Annotated in this window: 16 protein-coding genes and 1 pseudogene; 10 read left to right on the top strand and 7 right to left on the bottom strand. The window is 39.7% G+C overall.

Annotation, left to right across the window (positions count from 1 at the left end; translation table 11 throughout):
* Positions 1-22: 22 nt before the first annotated feature.
* The 3 genes from PLE34_RS12970 to mobA all read right to left on the bottom strand — a co-directional run bounded on the left by PLE34_RS12970 (position 23) and on the right by mobA (position 2,478).
* Positions 23-454, bottom strand: a complete 432-nt coding sequence (locus PLE34_RS12970; RefSeq protein ID WP_324557639.1) for a hypothetical protein — start codon at positions 452-454, stop codon at positions 23-25.
* Between the two features lie 264 nt (positions 455-718).
* Positions 719-2,035: a conjugal transfer protein MobB gene (gene mobB / locus PLE34_RS12975; protein ID WP_324557640.1), complete on the bottom strand. Its 1,317-nt coding sequence runs from the start codon at positions 2,033-2,035 to the stop codon at positions 719-721.
* Positions 2,035-2,478 carry a conjugal transfer protein MobA gene (gene mobA / locus PLE34_RS12980; protein ID WP_324557642.1) on the bottom strand — a complete coding sequence of 148 codons (444 nt, stop codon included), beginning with the start codon at positions 2,476-2,478 and terminating at the stop codon, positions 2,035-2,037. The genes mobB and mobA overlap by 1 nt, the downstream gene beginning before the upstream one ends.
* A gap of 665 nt (positions 2,479-3,143) precedes the next feature.
* Between mobA and PLE34_RS12985 the strand changes: the two genes are divergently transcribed.
* Genes PLE34_RS12985 through PLE34_RS12995 form a run of 3 tightly spaced genes read left to right on the top strand, consistent with a single transcriptional unit; the run spans position 3,144 to position 4,953 of the window.
* Positions 3,144-3,911 (top strand): ParA family protein, encoded by a 768-nt coding sequence (locus tag PLE34_RS12985; RefSeq protein WP_324557643.1) that lies wholly within the window; start codon positions 3,144-3,146, stop codon positions 3,909-3,911.
* Between the two features lie 5 nt (positions 3,912-3,916).
* Positions 3,917-4,318, top strand: a complete 402-nt coding sequence (locus PLE34_RS12990) for a DUF3408 domain-containing protein (protein ID WP_324557645.1) — start codon at positions 3,917-3,919, stop codon at positions 4,316-4,318.
* Between the two features lie 2 nt (positions 4,319-4,320).
* Positions 4,321-4,953: a conjugal transfer protein TraD gene (locus PLE34_RS12995; protein ID WP_324557646.1), complete on the top strand. Its 633-nt coding sequence runs from the start codon at positions 4,321-4,323 to the stop codon at positions 4,951-4,953.
* Between the two features lie 23 nt (positions 4,954-4,976).
* Here PLE34_RS12995 and PLE34_RS13000 read toward each other — a convergent pair whose 3' ends face one another.
* From PLE34_RS13000 to PLE34_RS13015, 4 genes are all read right to left on the bottom strand, one after another.
* Positions 4,977-5,789: an endonuclease gene (locus PLE34_RS13000; RefSeq protein ID WP_324557648.1), complete on the bottom strand. Its 813-nt coding sequence runs from the start codon at positions 5,787-5,789 to the stop codon at positions 4,977-4,979.
* Between the two features lie 84 nt (positions 5,790-5,873).
* Positions 5,874-7,100 carry a Shedu immune nuclease family protein gene (locus PLE34_RS13005; protein ID WP_324557650.1) on the bottom strand — a complete coding sequence of 409 codons (1,227 nt, stop codon included), beginning with the start codon at positions 7,098-7,100 and terminating at the stop codon, positions 5,874-5,876.
* A 14-nt stretch (positions 7,101-7,114) separates the two neighbouring features.
* Positions 7,115-9,136, bottom strand: a complete 2,022-nt coding sequence (locus PLE34_RS13010; RefSeq protein ID WP_324557651.1) for a UvrD-helicase domain-containing protein — start codon at positions 9,134-9,136, stop codon at positions 7,115-7,117.
* Positions 9,120-10,916: an ATP-dependent nuclease gene (locus tag PLE34_RS13015; protein ID WP_324557666.1), complete on the bottom strand. Its 1,797-nt coding sequence runs from the start codon at positions 10,914-10,916 to the stop codon at positions 9,120-9,122. The genes PLE34_RS13010 and PLE34_RS13015 overlap by 17 nt, the downstream gene beginning before the upstream one ends.
* Before the next feature lie 183 nt (positions 10,917-11,099).
* Between PLE34_RS13015 and PLE34_RS13020 the strand changes: the two genes are divergently transcribed.
* From PLE34_RS13020 to PLE34_RS13050, 7 genes and pseudogenes are all read left to right on the top strand, one after another.
* Positions 11,100-11,405, top strand: a complete 306-nt coding sequence (locus PLE34_RS13020; protein WP_324557653.1) for a DUF4134 domain-containing protein — start codon at positions 11,100-11,102, stop codon at positions 11,403-11,405.
* 11 nt (positions 11,406-11,416) lie between these two features.
* A complete protein-coding gene (locus PLE34_RS13025; RefSeq protein WP_324557655.1) occupies positions 11,417-11,749 on the top strand; it encodes a DUF4133 domain-containing protein in 333 nt (110 codons plus the stop codon).
* Positions 11,746-14,274 carry a TraG family conjugative transposon ATPase gene (locus PLE34_RS13030; protein ID WP_324557657.1) on the top strand — a complete coding sequence of 843 codons (2,529 nt, stop codon included), beginning with the start codon at positions 11,746-11,748 and terminating at the stop codon, positions 14,272-14,274. Before PLE34_RS13025 ends, PLE34_RS13030 begins: the two co-directional genes overlap by 4 nt.
* 21 nt (positions 14,275-14,295) lie before the next feature.
* Complete coding sequence (locus PLE34_RS13035) at positions 14,296-14,511, top strand: hypothetical protein (RefSeq protein ID WP_324557658.1); 216 nt, start codon at positions 14,296-14,298, stop codon at positions 14,509-14,511.
* A gap of 66 nt (positions 14,512-14,577) precedes the next feature.
* Complete coding sequence (locus tag PLE34_RS13040) at positions 14,578-15,204, top strand: DUF4141 domain-containing protein (RefSeq protein WP_324557659.1); 627 nt, start codon at positions 14,578-14,580, stop codon at positions 15,202-15,204.
* A gap of 3 nt (positions 15,205-15,207) precedes the next feature.
* A complete protein-coding gene (gene traJ / locus PLE34_RS13045) occupies positions 15,208-16,200 on the top strand; it encodes a conjugative transposon protein TraJ (RefSeq protein WP_324557661.1) in 993 nt (330 codons plus the stop codon).
* A gap of 20 nt (positions 16,201-16,220) precedes the next feature.
* A pseudogene (locus PLE34_RS13050) lies at positions 16,221-16,503 on the top strand (hypothetical protein); the annotation flags it as partial.

Raw genomic sequence — 16,503 nt, forward strand, 5'->3', positions numbered from 1 at the left:
ATTTGTCGCACATTTATCTTCTTTAAGCAAGCCCCATTTTATCAATGACTATTTTTAAGCTGGTCTCCCAGGCTATTAAAAGTCTATTCGCATATTTTGTAACGTATTCGTCAAGATCTTCAGGTAGGGTTAGATGCTTATAGACTTCATCGTAGTAATATAGGTCTGTGCTGTATACAATCGTTTTGCTTTTATATATCCGAAATGTAATCGTTGCTCCGTCCAGTTCTAATGGCACCACATCAATGCTGGCACTCCCGTTAAGATATCGAATCCAGGCTTGATTGTACCCAAGTTCTTCGATATCTTCCACGGACCTCAGGTTGAATAAACGTGTAAAATCACTAATAGCATCTTCTTCGGTGCTTATACTGGTAGCCATTGATTCAGTCAACATGCTGGATGAATGAAGGCAAGTCCACAACTTATTTTCAGGAGTGAGGTCAATTTCCATTCCCTGAGCATTTTTAAAGCTATTATTTCTGCTTTTTTATGTATTGAATCACCTTCACCGCCAGGTTATCCATTGTAGCTGTTTTTATTGTAAAAAACATATAAGAAATAGACGGGAAGAGCAAAAGAAACTGTATTATTTTGGAAATACATTTCCAGTTCCGACTTGTCTGCCACTGATCTTTGGTTTCATTACTTAAGATACGAATAAACTCCGTCATTTAGTAATCAGCGTTTGCCTGGAGACAGACACAACTTATCACTGTTAACGTTGTGTTTTTTTATTAGTTTTTCTTTTCCCTTTCTTCATTCTATTTTCAAATGCCAGTTCTTCATAATCCTCACTGTGCGCCTGCGGCAAAAGTCCGCCGAGACTTTCGATTAATCCATATTCTACATTGGAACTGCTGGGTTGCTCTTTGTACAGAAAATCGAAAAGCTCATGAACATCTTCGCTCGGGTCATTATCTTTTACTTTATTCGGCACGTTTGTACACGCGATATTATTCGATAATCCATTTTTATCGTTTTCTACAATTTCTTGTTGCCAACGTTCATTAAAAACATTAGCTGAAAGACTTTTATCCAAGTGTGAGCCATTCCAAACAGTGTGGCTTTCATGATCTATGAAAGTCATACCGAAAATTCGCCCTTCATTGCTACGCCTGATAACGGTATTGATACCCTGCTCAATCAGTTGCTTCTTAAAATCGGCTTCGTTTGTAGTCATGTGTATTGCCATCTCAATGCTGTTTTTAAGTGTAGCTTTTACCGGGGCCACCTTCATCTGCTCCTTAGCGTTTTCAAAATGCTTTTGGAGCCAGACTATACCAGCAGAATTTCCAAATAGTGAAGACTTAAACGGGTTACTTGCCTTTTCTCCCTGTTCATTCAAAGCAATATAAACTAAACCATGTTTAGGTTGCCCGTTCAGCTCGCCTTTAACTTCTTCGGCGGTAATGTTGAACAAGGAAAGTAAGGCGTTATATGCCCCAAGAGTTTGAAACTGGTAGTATTTGGGCAGGTATCTGACCACGGCGGCCATCTGGCTTTTAATATCGCCTGTTTTATAATTCACCGGCTGAAATATCCGGTTATCATTTTCACGGGTCTTTTCTGTGGCCGCTATAAGATTATGCTGTTGTTCCAATGAGCGGCATACATTCATTGATCGCTTTCGCTCAAATGAATCTGAAATCTTCTTACCTTCTTCGTCTACACATACAGAAACGATATGGATATGGGTACGGCTGGTATCGGTATGTTTGAAAACCACGAACGGCTGATCTCCGTAACCCATTTCCTGCATGTATTGCATCGCCATCAGCTTATACTTCTCATCACTCACCTTATCGTTGGGATCAGGATTTAGAGAAATGTGTACTACCGGTTTTTCAGTATTTCGGTTTGCCAGTAAATAAGGTTCAAACGATCTCAACAATTGGTTAACGGAGTAACTTCCGTCAGGCGTTTCCAGCATTTTATGCAGGAGCAAAATCTCTCCGTTTTCCTTGTTTACCTTAATCTGATTGTAAGATAATGCACCGTAAATACTTCTCCCTCTGCCGATTTTTGCTATCATTACCGCTCGTTTTTATTCAAATGCATTGTCTCAAACTGCTGTATCAACTGTATTATTTCCAGGCATAATGCAGCCATTTCCGTGGTTTGTTTTTCTAATTTAAAGAGATATGCGGCAGCTTTTTTCTCAGAAAAATTGCGGTATAATATCTTAACTACCTGGTTATAGTTAACCCCAACTGCACGAAATTGTCCATATAGTGTTGTCAACCGCATATAAAAATCCATTGCAGCCTTATCAATTTTTACGGTCTTAATGGTCTTCTGGAATACACAGGCTGTAATAAAATGCGCCTTTACCTGCATACCGGATGCTTCAAATAGCGACAGAAAGCGGGCATTCTCCCGGGCATTTAGTGATATAGAATACCTGAATACAGCAGGATCATTTTTGGGATGACGTCCGTATTTCTTTAACTCTTTCTTCTTATTATTCTCGTCCATAAAACATCATTTTCAAATGCTGAAAAACCCCGACTTCGGAGGGTGTTTTAAGTCTCCGCCTGTGGCGGACAAGTTTGTTTTGAGCTGCGCCCTGCATTTCGCGCTGCTCAAAACACAACTTGCTCCTTTCTGGTGAAAGGAAAATCCCGCTTTGGGCGGGATTAAATTAAGCAGGGAAAAACGGCTTTAGTCCGTTCAACATACTCCCTCCTATAGTGTGGTTAGCTCCCATAAAATCATTAGAAAAATCTGTTACAAAGTAAGGCCTGAATGCAGCATGCATTGCACTATTGAATAGTGCCAAGTAGCGCCACTGAACGCCAATGCCGGACAGGTCTTAATAAGCCTGTATATATCTGCATTCCTTTGTACAGGCAGTTGTATTTAAGGAAATATGCGCGGCTGTTTTATGTAGCTACGCAATAACGTGAGTACGTATGGATGTAAGTGCAGCTATATGATGATACAGATGTGAATAGGCAAATAAATAAGTATGCCGCTAAATGCGGATGCCGGTGTGTACAACCCTATTGCTATATGTGCCTGTACAGATAAGCATGTAAAAAAGTACATATGCTTAACTATACCGGTATATAAACACAGGGGTATACAACGGGACATAAGTATGTGTATACATAAATGAATATTTAAAAACAGTTATACAAATGGATACGAAACACAAACCTTTATTTATTGCTTTTTCCACCCAGAAAGGTGGTGTAGGCAAATCCACCTTTACGGCTCTTGTAGCCAGCATGCTTCATTACCGCTTAGGTTATAATGTCGCAGTATATGATTGTGACTTTCCGCAGCACAGTCTTTCGCAGATGCGTGAACGGGATTTGAAAATGGTAATGAAAAGCGAAGTGTATAAGAAGCTGGCGCACCGCCAGTTCAGCACCATCAATAAAAAGGACTACCCGGTCATTCAATGCAAGGCAGATGAAGCATTGAATAAAGCTGGAGATTTTATACGTTCTTCAGCCGTTCCGGTTGATGTGCTGTTTTTTGACCTACCGGGCACGGTCAATACACCGGGAGTACTGACCACCTTAGCCGGTATGCACTATATCTTTTCGCCCATCACGGCAGACCGTGTAGTTATTGAAAGTACGTTGAGCTTTACGGATGTGCTGACCAATGTGCTGATGAAAAAAAGCCAGACTTCCATAGAAGCTATACGCCTGTTTTGGAACCAGGTGGACGGCAGGGAAAAATCGCCTTTGTATGAAGTGTACGAAAAGGTCATAACAGAACTGGGGCTAACACTGATGCAAACGTATATCACGGACAGTAAGCGTTTCCGGAAAGAAGGCGAAGCCACTGCCAAAACGGTATTCCGTTCCACCTTGTTACCACCCGATGAAAAGCTGATGAAGGTTTGCCGCCTGGATATGTTTATGGATGAATTTATAAGAATCGTGAAATTGTAAGCACTATGGAAAATGAGGATAAAAGAAAAAGCAATCCGGCGATTGATGAGGACTATTTGATGTCCCTGATGGCCGGTGGCGAAAAGCAAAAGCAACCATCGCCGGAACCGTCTAAAGAAGAAATACATGCAAAACCTGTTGCCAGGGAAAAAGGCAGGCCCAAAAAAGGTAGTGAGGCAGCGTATGAAAAGCTGTTTTTTAAAAACCCCGGTACGAATGCCCGTAATGGCAAGTCGGTTTATATACGTCCTGAATTCCACGAAAGGCTTTCCCGTATCGTGCAGGTTATCGGCGAGGACAGGCTCACTCTTTACGCCTATCTCGATAATGTGCTCGAACATCACTTCCAGGAATTTAGTGAGCAGATAACTACAAGCTTCAATGATAAATACAAACCTATTTTATAGCTATGGAAACATTGATTGTTATTTGCCTGCTGGTTGTTATAGTCTTGCTTTTGCATGATAAGATCGTGATAAAAGGAGCATCTAAAAAGGATCGCCTTTTAGAAAATAAAATTCCGGATTTACCGGAAATAATGGGACTACCCAAGCTTAGAGAAAGACTAATTGTGCCAAATAAAGCTACCGGGAGCCAAAAAATAAAACCGACAAAACAAGAAGATAGCTTTGATGCAGAAACCGAAGGAAACGGTTTTGATATAAGAATTCCGCAGGAAGAGCTGGATGAAGTTTTTGGTGGTGAGCCTGATTTTGACCAGGAAGAAGAGGAATGGCGCAGGTACAGAGAACCAAACGGCGAAGACGGGTTTGCCACAGGGGTTACCTTTGATGAACTCAGCACCGTGGGGGCGTTGCTTCAGCAGGAAGCGCTGGAACCCGCCTTGCAGGAACAAGCAGTGGAGATAGTTCACAAGATCCAGGGAACCGAGCTTTTCAGCCTTTTGGAAAACTCCATAGAGGATGCGTCGCAGAAGATAGCCAGGCTATTGGATAAGACCATAGAGACTGAGACGGATTCCGGTTCTTCCACAATGCGGAATAAAGGTTTGGATGGTTTCGATATTGGGGAATTTGTGTGAAAAGACCGCTTCCCTTTGTTTTTTTAAATTGGATTTTCTAAAAACCCTTCAAATATCGAATAGTTTTTTATTCCTTTGGATTTGTTTACTTTTCCCATTATTGTTCCGTCAATGCGACTTTTCAGATACATTACCAAATCATCAAAATATCGAACGTCAATGTAGTTAATTCCAGAAGCCTTATATCTTTTTGACAGAGAAATAGTAAAAGCAGCCCAATTGAATTTTTCTCCTTTTTTGTCTAATTCAATTTGCTTCCAATCTCCATATCTTTTTTTAAGATAATCAACGTAATTCTTCTTAGAAAGCTCTTTTCCCAACGCCCCGTCTGGCAATTCAATTTTCGGCTTTGCTGGCTTGGACTTCTTTACAAACTTTGAAAAATACTTATGTAAAAGCGGCTCTGATTGTTCAATATATTTTGTTATAGTGTCCCATCCCCAATAATATAAATGAAATGGCAATTCCCGTTCTTTCTTAATTTGATTTAGATATTCCTGTATTTGGGTATCATCCCGAAATGTCGAAACAAAAACAAACTTTTCAAAATCAATCCTTAAATCTCTCGCCTTTTCTAAGTCGGCATTTATATCCTGAATTAGATTTTTCCTAATAATATCGTCTTTTCTTCCGATACTTTTCAATTTACATTGAATCACTGTTTTCGTTTTAGTAGAAAAAACATCAATCCCTTTTTGATTTTGACCTTTAACGCCAAAAGTCTGGAAATCTATATTTTCATAGGACAATGTGTTTTCTACAAAATTGAATAAATCACATGTGAGTTCCTCAAATAATTTTTCATCTTTTAATGGGGGTAGTTGATATTTTGCCATTTGTAAAAATCGTTTAAAAATTGTTTCCTGGTCTGTAATCAATTCAGTTTACAACCCAATTAGTATTTGGGTTCTTCTTTAAGATTAAATTTTCCGAATTTGTTCAATTGTAAATTGTAACCGTTCTAATAAATTATCATAAGTAATGATGTCAACAATATTTTTATATTTTCTTTTGACCACCTCGAAATCATTTTTTTGTTCTGGGGATAAATTATTTTCTCGCCCCATAATAATTACTCCACTTGGATTTGCTATCTTAATATCAAAACCTTCGGGCAATTGTGTTTCATATTTTCTACTTAAAAATTTCTCTCCTTCTAAGCTCCAACGATTTAAATAGTAAATGTATTTTTCAATTTGCATAACTGTTCCCGAAAGTTCTCTAAGAGGAATATAATTTTCCCGATAAACACCTTTAGTCATAATGGCATTCTCAAAAGGTTTCTTTATTTCAATAACATCAACATATCCATTGGAATCCACTAAAAGAAAATCAAGTTGTTTGCCTTTTATTCCATCCGCTAATTTTGCTTGTATTGGAACCGATTTAAAAGCAAAAATATATTTTGGATAGAGTAACAAAATAATCTGTAAAATTTCTTCCTGCCACTGATGTTCACTATACTGGTTTTCATCTTTTAGCATTTCCTGCAATTTTTCAAGAATTGTCTGATATTTTACGAGTTCTACATTCTGAAAAATTTTTGTCAAATCCGTACCTTGTTTAGATAGCTTTGTATTTAGATGCTTCTGATATAGCTTTTCGGCATCCTTGATGCCATCTAAATAATTTCTTAGCAGGGATGCAATTCGTGCTTCAACATATTTTCTCCTTTCATAAGAAGTGGGGAAATATTTTAAGAGCTTTTCAAACTCCTCAACGGGCACAGCGCTTGGATAATTACCACCCAAGTATAAATCGTTTAGGGATATATTTTTGATTACTTTGACAACCGATACATCTGAATCAGCGACAAAAAAATTTGTGCTTAATGAAACATCCTTGTGTATAAATATATCGAAGTCATTAATGAGTATTCCTTTTTTGACTTTATAATAATCTCCTATAAGTTTTGCAAATAGAAAGTAAGTGACCTGTTCCATATCAGGGTCATCGAAATCATCTATTTCTGTTTTCTCGCCAAATTCGCTATCACTTAGAATATCTTCTTCTTCAAAATAAAATGTCTTCTTAAGCCTCACGAAACCTTTGATTTTAATAGCCTCTCTTACCCAATCAGATGAGTTTGCAAATTCAGCAATATAACGTAAAACCAGCCTATCATCTTTTGTCAAAAAATCAATCATACTTCGTTATCTTTTCAAGATATATTTATTATTTCCCATTCCTCTTTGTTAATATCCTGAAGACATCTATCAAATCTGTCTTTATGAATAGCAATACACAACAAATCTGTTGGTCGTGAAAAGCCAACATAAGCGATTTTAACGGAACTTTTATGATGGACTTTTGTGTCATTAAAACTATTACCCAAAAATTGTGTTGATAACCTTTCAGATTCGTGTTTTCCTTGATAGCACGATTCTAAATACAAAGTCGCACAATGCGTTTGTCCTTTTACTGCGTGAACGCTTGTAATTTCAATTTCAAGTCCGTCTTCTTTATAATGATTGGTTGTTGCAATGACCTCCATATTGTTAGCTGGAATTTCTGCTACATCATTGCTGACAAAAGCTAAACTTTCAGAAAGTTCATTTTCGGAAAATATCGCAAACAAGTTTGGAGCGTACTCCTTTATCTCGCTCCAAACTTCATTTGCATTTCCTTTGATTATCCCGATTGACCAATTATAAAGGTTTAAATTCAACTCGTCATATTTCTGAAAATCATTCTCTTTGATAAAATCTATTAGTTTTTTCTTTGTATAGGGTCTGCCATCCAGTGTATTGATATTCTCCAAACGCAAAATTTTCAGAAAGGCATTTAGGATATTTTTTCTTAATGGCTCTAAGGTCTTTTTGTTTTTGTCATAAAACAGCAAATAACTTTTCAGACAATCGTAATCTTCTTTTGGCTTCCCTTTTTCTTTTTTAAAACCATTGTGATAGTCTTCTAATCTTAACTTAGCAGCATCTTTCCGACTGGCATCATCATCTTTCCAGTCCGTATTCCAACAAACAACCTTGACCGATTTATCAGGATTAGTAAAGCTGCCATTCTCTTTGTACGTCTTTACTATTTGGGCAAAACGAGGGAGAAGGTTACTGATTGTTGCATTTTCAAATATCAAAATGTGTGGCTTTATAACACATTCATTTAACCCGACAATATCAAAATTAGCATCGTTATATAGAGCAAATCTTTTCACCACGTCAGCTATTGGCTTACTAAGTCGTTGACTTCCGCTTAATCTTAATACGTCTGCTCTATCTGTCCAAACATCAGTTACTTTAACCGAAGTATAGATAGCCTGATTTTTATCCCCAATTCGTTGCATTATTGAAATGCTATTACCCCCATCGTGGAATACTTTTTCTAACAAGTTGCACTGATGGGCGTCCATGTCCTGCATTTCGTCCACAAAAACAAAAGGGAAACGCTTTTGTAAAATTTCCTTAATCAATGGTTTCTTGTGCAGATAAAGTTCTCCAAAATGATATGCGTAATCGTAAGACATTATACCTTTCTTCAGCACTTCAAAGATGATTTCTTTTATCCCGATAAATTTTTTATTTGTATTGTCCTTTAGTAAAATATCATTACTACTATTCTTTATCTGGTCAGTCATAAAGTCATAAAACAAACCACGAACTTCATTTTCTATGTGCTTTTTACAAAGCTCCGTTTTTAGATTATTGTTCCCCTTTGCTTCAGCAGTGGCTTTATTGATATGTCTTTGATAAAACCATTTTGTGGGCTGTCCATATTCCTGCTTCCAAGCAATGATATTAAAGAGTTTCACTAATTCTTTTTGGTATCTTTCCGTATCAATCCAATTTAATTTCTTTTTAAAATCAAGATTATATATGGGAATAGCCAAATATTCATCAACAAAGCTCTGTATTGTGCCAACGAAATTGGGATATGAAAAAAGTTTGGGGCAATGCTTCTGAATTTTTTCTTTTATCTCATCAACGGCTGTGTTAGTATGAGATATAACAAGGACTCCTGAACCATCGGGAAATGGGAGTTTTCGTTCTATAATAACTAATTTTGCTAACAGAGCCGTTGTTTTCCCACTGCCCGGGACAGCTTGTAAATCTATTGTAATAACGTTGCGAATAAAGGCTTTACGTTCTTCATCAAACTCTTTACCAATTGGCAGTAGTATCTTTTCGGCGTAGCGAATATCATCGTCCGTTATGTTAATTTCCTGAGGCATATTTAATAGCATTCACAATGTAACTTACGGTATCATTCACATCATTAGCCGCGATTTTGATTGTTCTTTCTGGCTTGCTTAAATCTTCATCAATTGCATTTGCGATATAATAAGCAATTTCAGTTTTTTTCAGCCCTTTATTCATCAGTTTTGCTGCAAGTATTTTTTCAAAATCATTCCAATCGGTATGTGTATGAATATTCTTTGCTGCATTTTGAAACACTGTTGTTAAACTCGTTGATTTAAACAATGAATATTCCAAAGTCCAGCTTGATGCGGGAAAGTATTTTACATTTTGTTCTGCCAGTCCGTTTATGCCAGCTATTTTCTGTTTAGTTTCCTGTTGAACAGTATTGGCATCTCTTTTTACATAGTTATCTCCATTTTTTTCATATTCTCTTATATCCGCATCTGTAATCACAGCCACAGGAATTGTCATAAAGGGTTCTACATTTCGCAGATAAATCTTTGCATAATGGTCGAAGCCCGTATGCCCGATGTTTACAACCGAGATACCTTTTTCTGTCAGATTAATTCCAATAGCTTTTGCTATGCTTGGGATAAGAATTTCTTCTGCCCAACCCTCAACTAAAATGACGCCTTTTGCAAAAAACATATTTGCTTTCGTGGTATCAAGAAATTTTTCTAAAAACTTGTAGTTGCCTTTGTCTAATTTGGTAAATGCTTCTCCCATTGGAAAAGCATTGCCGTTGTTGCAAATAATCAGACTTTCCAGCTTTAGTTTGGAAGCTAAATTTGGACTGTGCGTTGTCAGGATAAGTTGAATGGTTTCTTGTTTTTGAAAAGCCTCTATTACCTGCATTTGTGCTTGCGGATGTAAATGGGCTTCTAATTCTTCAACTAATCCTAAGCGCAAACCACTCCAATTTGATTTGTTCAAATGAAGCAATTCGGCTGCCATAAATAGTCGGTTCAATGTTCCCAAGCCAGGATTAGGTTCGTCTTTCAGAAATAAAGTCAATTTTTCAAGAATGCTTTTTATATCGGTTGAGGAAGCATTAAATTCAGTTTCATAGCTATTACCGTAGAACCCCTTAACATAGCTATCTATTTTGTCTTTTATCTGTTTACCATCCTGTGGTTTACGTGCTTGTTCTTCTCCTGCTTCACTAGTAGTCTTAATCTCAAATTCGCCTTTAAAATAGTTTTCTAAATTTGTTTTAAGACCAGAAAAAATCTGGACTAACTCGTTCGCATCTTCTTTGCCTTTAAACGCCTCATCCCCTAAAAGGATTTGTGATAACCTTGAATTTCGTTTGGCAATCAATTCATTTTCGGCATCTCTCAATGGCTTCAAATATGTTGCTTTCAGATATTCTTTCGCTTCTGCTGTAAGCAAATAACCATCATCATCAACGCCTGCTTTTATATCAGCAGGTAATATCTTTTTACCTTGTCTTTTTACATCGTAATTTATTCTCAAAAAAGGTTTTGCATTAGCCCCCGTACCCGTCCAGCCCAGCCATTCTGTGAAGTTTTTAGCTTCGTCAGGTGTTAAGTTTTCAAAAGTTAATTCTATTCTGAAACGACTTGCAGTATTATAAAAGTCTTTATCCTCAACTCTGATATAATCATAGCTGTGGGTTTTTAGCACAAGTTTTACAGCATCAATAATGGCTGTTTTGCCAGTATCATTTTCACCGATAATTACATTTAAACCTTTGGTAAGGTTTAAATTCAAATTCGGATTTTCAAGGTCTATTTCCTTCTCTGAACCGAATTTTCTAAAATTCCAAAGTTTTATGTTAGATAGATACACCAAATAATAATATTAACGGAGTTTATATAGTCCTCTAAGATATAATTAATTCCTTTAGCCGCCACTCACTGCCAAGTAATTCCGCTGAACGACACTTCATAATTGCGCTTCATTTTCCATGACACTTTTGTTCTGAAGCCCGCATGATGCGGGGATTTCATAACAAAATAACTCATTCAGATCATGGAAAAACAAAGACAAAAAGTGTTGGTAACAGGTTTGGCGCTACTTCCGGCTGTCGGCGCCTTTGCCCAGGGTAACGGGGGAGCCGGAATCAATGAAGCTACCCAAATGGTCACCTCTTATTTCGATCCGGCTACACAATTGATTTATGCCATCGGTGCGGTGGTGGGGCTCATCGGTGGTGTGAAGGTTTACAACAAATTCAGCAGCGGCGACCCCGACACAAGCAAGACGGCAGCAAGCTGGTTTGGTGCCTGTATTTTCTTAATTGTTGCAGCTACTATTCTTCGTTCATTCTTCCTTTAATCCGATGCCTTATGAGTAATTATAACATCAATAAGGGCATTGGAAGAACAGTTGAGTTCAAAGGCCTGAAAGCGCAATACCTGTTCATATTCGCCGGCGGATTACTTGGGGTGCTAATTCTGGTGATGATCCTGTACATGGCAGGTACGAACTCTTTTGTATGCCTGTTTATTGGAGCCGGTGGCGGTTCGCTCATTGTATGGCAAACCTTCTCACTCAACAAAAAATATGGTGAGCATGGTTTAATGAAACGAGCCGCTAATAAAAAGCATCCGCGCTACATCGTTTGCCGAAAGTCCATCCGTCGCTATCTGAAGTTCACTCCAAAATCCGATCGCCCATGAGAAACATGTCAAAAATCGCCACGCTGGAAAGTAAGTTTCCGCTACTGGCTGTAGAGAACCATTGCATCATTTCAAAGGATGCGGATATTACTGCTTGCTTCCGGGTACACTTACCGGAACTGTTTACAGTAGCCTCTGCAGAATATGATGCCATACATTCGGCGTGGCACAAAGCCATTAAAACACTACCGGATTTTACCATTGTTCATAAACAGGATTGGTTTATCAAAGAAAACTATGAACCGGGTATTGCACAAGACGGGTTGAGTTTTCTGGCAAAATCATATCAGCAGCATTTCAATGAACGCCCGTTCCTTAATCACTACTGCTATCTGTTTGTGACCAAGACGACCAAAGACCGAATGCGGATGCAAAGCAACTTCTCTTCGCTTTGCAAAGGTGTGCTTGTTCCCAGGGAAATGCGGGACAAAGAAACCATCCATCGCTTTATGGAGGCAGTCGCGCAGTTTGAACGCATTGTAAACGACAGTGGTTTTATCAAACTGCAACGATTAAGCGAAGATGATATTATAGGCGCAGGTGAGCAGCAAGGTTTACTGGAACAGTACTTCACTTTATCAAGAGATGCAGGAACACCCATGCAGGATATCGCCCTGGCAGCGGAGGAAGTACGTATCGGCAATAAAAGGCTTTGCCTGCACACTTTGTCAGATACGGATGATCTGCCCGCAGCGGTGTCATCCAACACCAGGTATGAAAAGCTGTCCACCGACCGCAGTGATTGCCTTTTGTCCTTTGCCGCTCCGGTGGGGTTGCTGTTAAGTTGCAACCACATTTACAATCAGTACCTGTTCCTTGACAACAGCGAGGAGAACCTGCGCAAGTTTGAGAAATCGGCAAGGAATATGTATTCGCTGACACGCTACAGTCGTGCCAACCAAATCAACAAGGAATGGATTGAACGCTACCTGAACGAAGCGCATTCCTACGGGCTTTCCTCCATCCGCGCACATTTCAATGTGATGGCATGGGCAGATAATCCGGTTGAACTAAAGCAACTGAAAAATGATACCGGTAGCGCATTGGCTTTGATGGAGTGCAAACCACGCCACAACAGCATAGATGCAGCAACACTCTATTGGGCAGCCATGCCGGGCAATGCAGGTGACTTCCCGGCTGAAGAGAGTTTTTACACCTTCATAGAACCGGCCCTGTGTTTTTTCACCGAAGAAACCAATTACCAGAGTTCTCCGTCGCCGTTTGGTATCAAGATGGCGGACAGGCTCACCGGCAAACCCATTCATCTGGATATTTCTGATCTGCCGATGAAGCGGGGTATTATCACCAACAGGAACAAGTTTATACTGGGCCCTTCCGGCAGTGGTAAATCATTTTTCACCAACCACATGGTGAGGCAGTATTATGAGCAGGGCGCTCATGTGCTGCTGGTAGATACCGGTAACAGCTATCAGGGTTTATGTGAACTCATCAAAGGAAAAACCAAAGCTGCAGATGGAGTTTACTTTACTTACACAGAAGATAACCCGATTGCCTTTAATCCATTCTACACGGACGATGGCGTATTTGACATCGAAAAAAGGGAAAGCATCAAGACATTGATACTAACCCTTTGGAAACGCGATGATGAACCTCCCACGCGTTCGGAAGAAGTGGCGCTGTCCAACGCGGTAGCAGGATATATTGAACATATCAAACAGGCGATTGCCTGCCCGTCCTTCAATGGTTTCTATGAGTATGTACAAACAGATTATAAAAAGGAACTGGAGGAAAAGCATGTAAGGGAAAAGGATTTTGATATTGCCAACTTCCTGAACGTGTTGGAACCTTACTACAAAGGTGGTGAATACGATTACCTGCTCAATTCTGACAAACAACTGGATTTACTTAATAAACGATTCATCGTATTTGAAATTGATGCCATCAAAGACCATAAGATATTGTTCCCGATTGTAACCATCATCATTATGGAAGTATTCATCAATAAGATGCGAAGACTGAAGGGTATCCGCAAAGTAATATTAATTGAAGAAGCCTGGAAAGCGATTGCTAAAGAAGGTATGGCGGAGTATATCAAGTACCTCTTTAAAACAGTCCGCAAGTTTTTCGGTGAAGCCATCGTGGTTACGCAGGAAGTGGATGATATTATCCAGTCGCCCATTGTAAAGGAAAGTATCATCAACAATTCCGATTGCAAAATACTGCTTGATCAGCGCAAGTACATGAACAAGTTCGATGACATCCAGTCAATGCTTGGCCTGACTGAAAAGGAAAAATCACAAATTCTTTCCATCAACATGAACAACGACCCGAAACGATTGTACAAAGAAGTATGGATCGGTTTTGGGGGTACGCATTCCGCTGTATATTCCACGGAGGTGTCGCCCGAAGAATACTTGGCCTACACCACAGAAGAAACCGAGAAGTTGGAGGTTATGCAGCTTGCCCGGGAATTGAATGGCAATGTGGAACAGGCTATTAAACGGATAGCCACAGAAAGGAGAGAAAAGCAAAACCTGCCTGTCCGGCAGGCAGGCAATTATTAATTACTTCAAAAATCAAGTCGTATGAAAAAAGAAAAAATCACCTTGCCCATTGGCAATAACAAGGCTTTGATATTTGAAGCCGATCCCGGTAATACTGCGGATCTTGATTTTGCAAAACTATGCAGGGAAGTTGCAGCAACACAGCCCCAAAGTATACAGGAATTTTTTATGCGGCTCCGCAATCTGCAACAGCAACAATCCCCTGAAACCATCAGAAAGGTAGGCAGGAAAATATAAAGCAGAGCCTGCAACAGATAAAGAAAAAACAAACAATTATTAATCACTTTTAAAAGCAAAAAAGCAATGAAAAAAATACTATTTATAGTCTATGCGGTGCTGTTAGTGTCCGTATCCGCGAAGGCACAGTTTATTGTAACTGATCCCGGCAATTTAATCTCCGGCATTCTTAACAGTGCCAATGAAATTGTACAAACCTCATCTACTGTTTCCAATGTGATAAAAAGTTTTAAGGAAGTAGAAAAAGTATACAAGCAGGGAAAGGAATATTATGATAAACTCAAAGCGGTAAATAACCTCGTGAAGGATGCCCGTAAAGTACAGCAGACGGTACTGCTGGTGGGTGATGTGGCTGATTTGTATGTAACCAATTTCGGGAAAATGATGAACGATTCAAACTTCACCCCGCAGGAACTCGCAGCCATTGCCAACGGCTATTCCATTTTGCTTAATGAAAGTACCGCGCTGCTAAAAGAACTAAAGCAGATCGTGTCTTCTTCCAGCCTTTCGCTAAATGACAAAGAACGTATGGATATTATTGACCGGGTACACAAAGAAGTAAAGGACTATTACAACCTGGTGCGCTACTATACCAATAAAAACATATCGGTAAGCTACCTGCGATCAAAAAAGAAAAATGCTGCGCAAAGGGTGCTCAGCCTATACGGAACCGCTGAACAAAAATACTGGTAAGCTATGGAATTTGATAATCTTCATCAGGTACTTCGCTCATTGTATGATGAGATGATACCACTGTCCGCCGATATGGCAGCCGTGGCTAAGGGACTCGCCGGCCTGGGAGCATTGTTCTATGTCGCGTTAAAAGTATGGCAGGCACTGAGCCGTGCCGAACCAATTGATATGTTTCCGCTGCTGCGCCCCTTTGCGCTGGGTATTTGTATTATGTTTTTTCCAACCATTGTGCTTGGAAGCATTAATGCCATACTTAGCCCGGTGGTGAAAGGTACGCACGGTATACTGGAAAACCAGGTGCTTGACCTGAACAAATTGCAACAGCAAAAAGACCAGTTGGAAAGGGAAGCCATGCTCCGAAATCCAGAAACAGCCTACCTCGCAAGCGACGAAGAGTTCGATAAGAAACTGGATGAACTGGGGTGGTCGCCCTCAGATATTGCTACCATGACAGGGATGTATCTGGACAGACAAGGATACAAGTTAGAAAAAGTGATCAAAGATTGGTTCCGCAATCTTTTGGAAATACTCTTTCAGGCAGCGGCATTGGTTATTGATACGATACGAACATTTTTTCTGATTGTGCTTTCTATTCTTGGGCCGATTGCCTTTGCCATTTCGGTTTGGGACGGCTTTCAGTCCACCCTTACCCAATGGATCACCCGCTATGTGAGTGTGTATCTTTGGCTGCCGGTGGCAGACCTGTTCAGTTCTATGCTGGCTAAGATACAGTCGCTAATCCTGCAAAAGGATATAGAAAGTCTGTCCGACCCCAATTTTATTCCAGATACATCGGGCACGGTCTACATCATATTTATGATTATCGGTATCATCGGCTACTTCACTATCCCGACGGTAACAGGATGGATCATTCAGGCAGGTGGAGCCGGCAACTTTACCCGCAACATCAATCAAAGTGCTATGAAAACTGGGAATATTGGCGGAGCAGGCACAGGCGCAGCAGCAGGAAATATCGGCGGCAGATTATTAAAATAACACTATCAATCACCCAAAAAATGGAATTCAAAACACTAAGGAATATTGAAAATAGTTTCAAACAAATCAGGCTTTATGCTATCGTGTTTGCAGTGCTCTGCACTGCTGTTACGGGGTATGCGCTTTGGCAATCCTACCGTTTTGCGGAACTGCAGCGGCAAAAAGTGTATGTACTGGATAATGGCAAATCATTGATGCTGGCGCTTTCTCAGGATGCTTCTATCAACCGGCCTGTAGAAGTCCGTGAGCACGTTCGCCGGTTCCATGAACTCTTCTTTACGCTGGCGCCGGATAAGAATGCTA

It is taken from the genome of Agriterribacter sp. (assembly GCF_035445465.1).
In the GTDB taxonomy this organism is placed as follows: Bacteria; Bacteroidota; Bacteroidia; order Chitinophagales; family Chitinophagaceae; genus Agriterribacter.

Excerpts from the sequence above, each read along its gene's own strand:
- PLE34_RS12970 (WP_324557639.1), bottom strand. The coding sequence starts at position 454 with ATGGAAATTGACCTCACTCCTGAAAATAAGTTGTGGACTTGCCTTCAT.
- mobB (WP_324557640.1), bottom strand. The coding sequence starts at position 2,035 with ATGATAGCAAAAATCGGCAGAGGGAGAAGTATTTACGGTGCATTATCT.
- mobA (WP_324557642.1), bottom strand. The coding sequence starts at position 2,478 with ATGGACGAGAATAATAAGAAGAAAGAGTTAAAGAAATACGGACGTCAT.
- PLE34_RS12985 (WP_324557643.1), top strand. The coding sequence starts at position 3,144 with ATGGATACGAAACACAAACCTTTATTTATTGCTTTTTCCACCCAGAAA.
- PLE34_RS12990 (WP_324557645.1), top strand. The coding sequence starts at position 3,917 with ATGGAAAATGAGGATAAAAGAAAAAGCAATCCGGCGATTGATGAGGAC.
- PLE34_RS12995 (WP_324557646.1), top strand. The coding sequence starts at position 4,321 with ATGGAAACATTGATTGTTATTTGCCTGCTGGTTGTTATAGTCTTGCTT.
- PLE34_RS13000 (WP_324557648.1), bottom strand. The coding sequence starts at position 5,789 with ATGGCAAAATATCAACTACCCCCATTAAAAGATGAAAAATTATTTGAG.
- PLE34_RS13005 (WP_324557650.1), bottom strand. The coding sequence starts at position 7,100 with ATGATTGATTTTTTGACAAAAGATGATAGGCTGGTTTTACGTTATATT.
- PLE34_RS13010 (WP_324557651.1), bottom strand. The coding sequence starts at position 9,136 with ATGCCTCAGGAAATTAACATAACGGACGATGATATTCGCTACGCCGAA.
- PLE34_RS13020 (WP_324557653.1), top strand. The coding sequence starts at position 11,100 with ATGGAAAAACAAAGACAAAAAGTGTTGGTAACAGGTTTGGCGCTACTT.
- PLE34_RS13025 (WP_324557655.1), top strand. The coding sequence starts at position 11,417 with ATGAGTAATTATAACATCAATAAGGGCATTGGAAGAACAGTTGAGTTC.
- PLE34_RS13030 (WP_324557657.1), top strand. The coding sequence starts at position 11,746 with ATGAGAAACATGTCAAAAATCGCCACGCTGGAAAGTAAGTTTCCGCTA.
- PLE34_RS13035 (WP_324557658.1), top strand. The coding sequence starts at position 14,296 with ATGAAAAAAGAAAAAATCACCTTGCCCATTGGCAATAACAAGGCTTTG.
- PLE34_RS13040 (WP_324557659.1), top strand. The coding sequence starts at position 14,578 with ATGAAAAAAATACTATTTATAGTCTATGCGGTGCTGTTAGTGTCCGTA.
- traJ (WP_324557661.1), top strand. The coding sequence starts at position 15,208 with ATGGAATTTGATAATCTTCATCAGGTACTTCGCTCATTGTATGATGAG.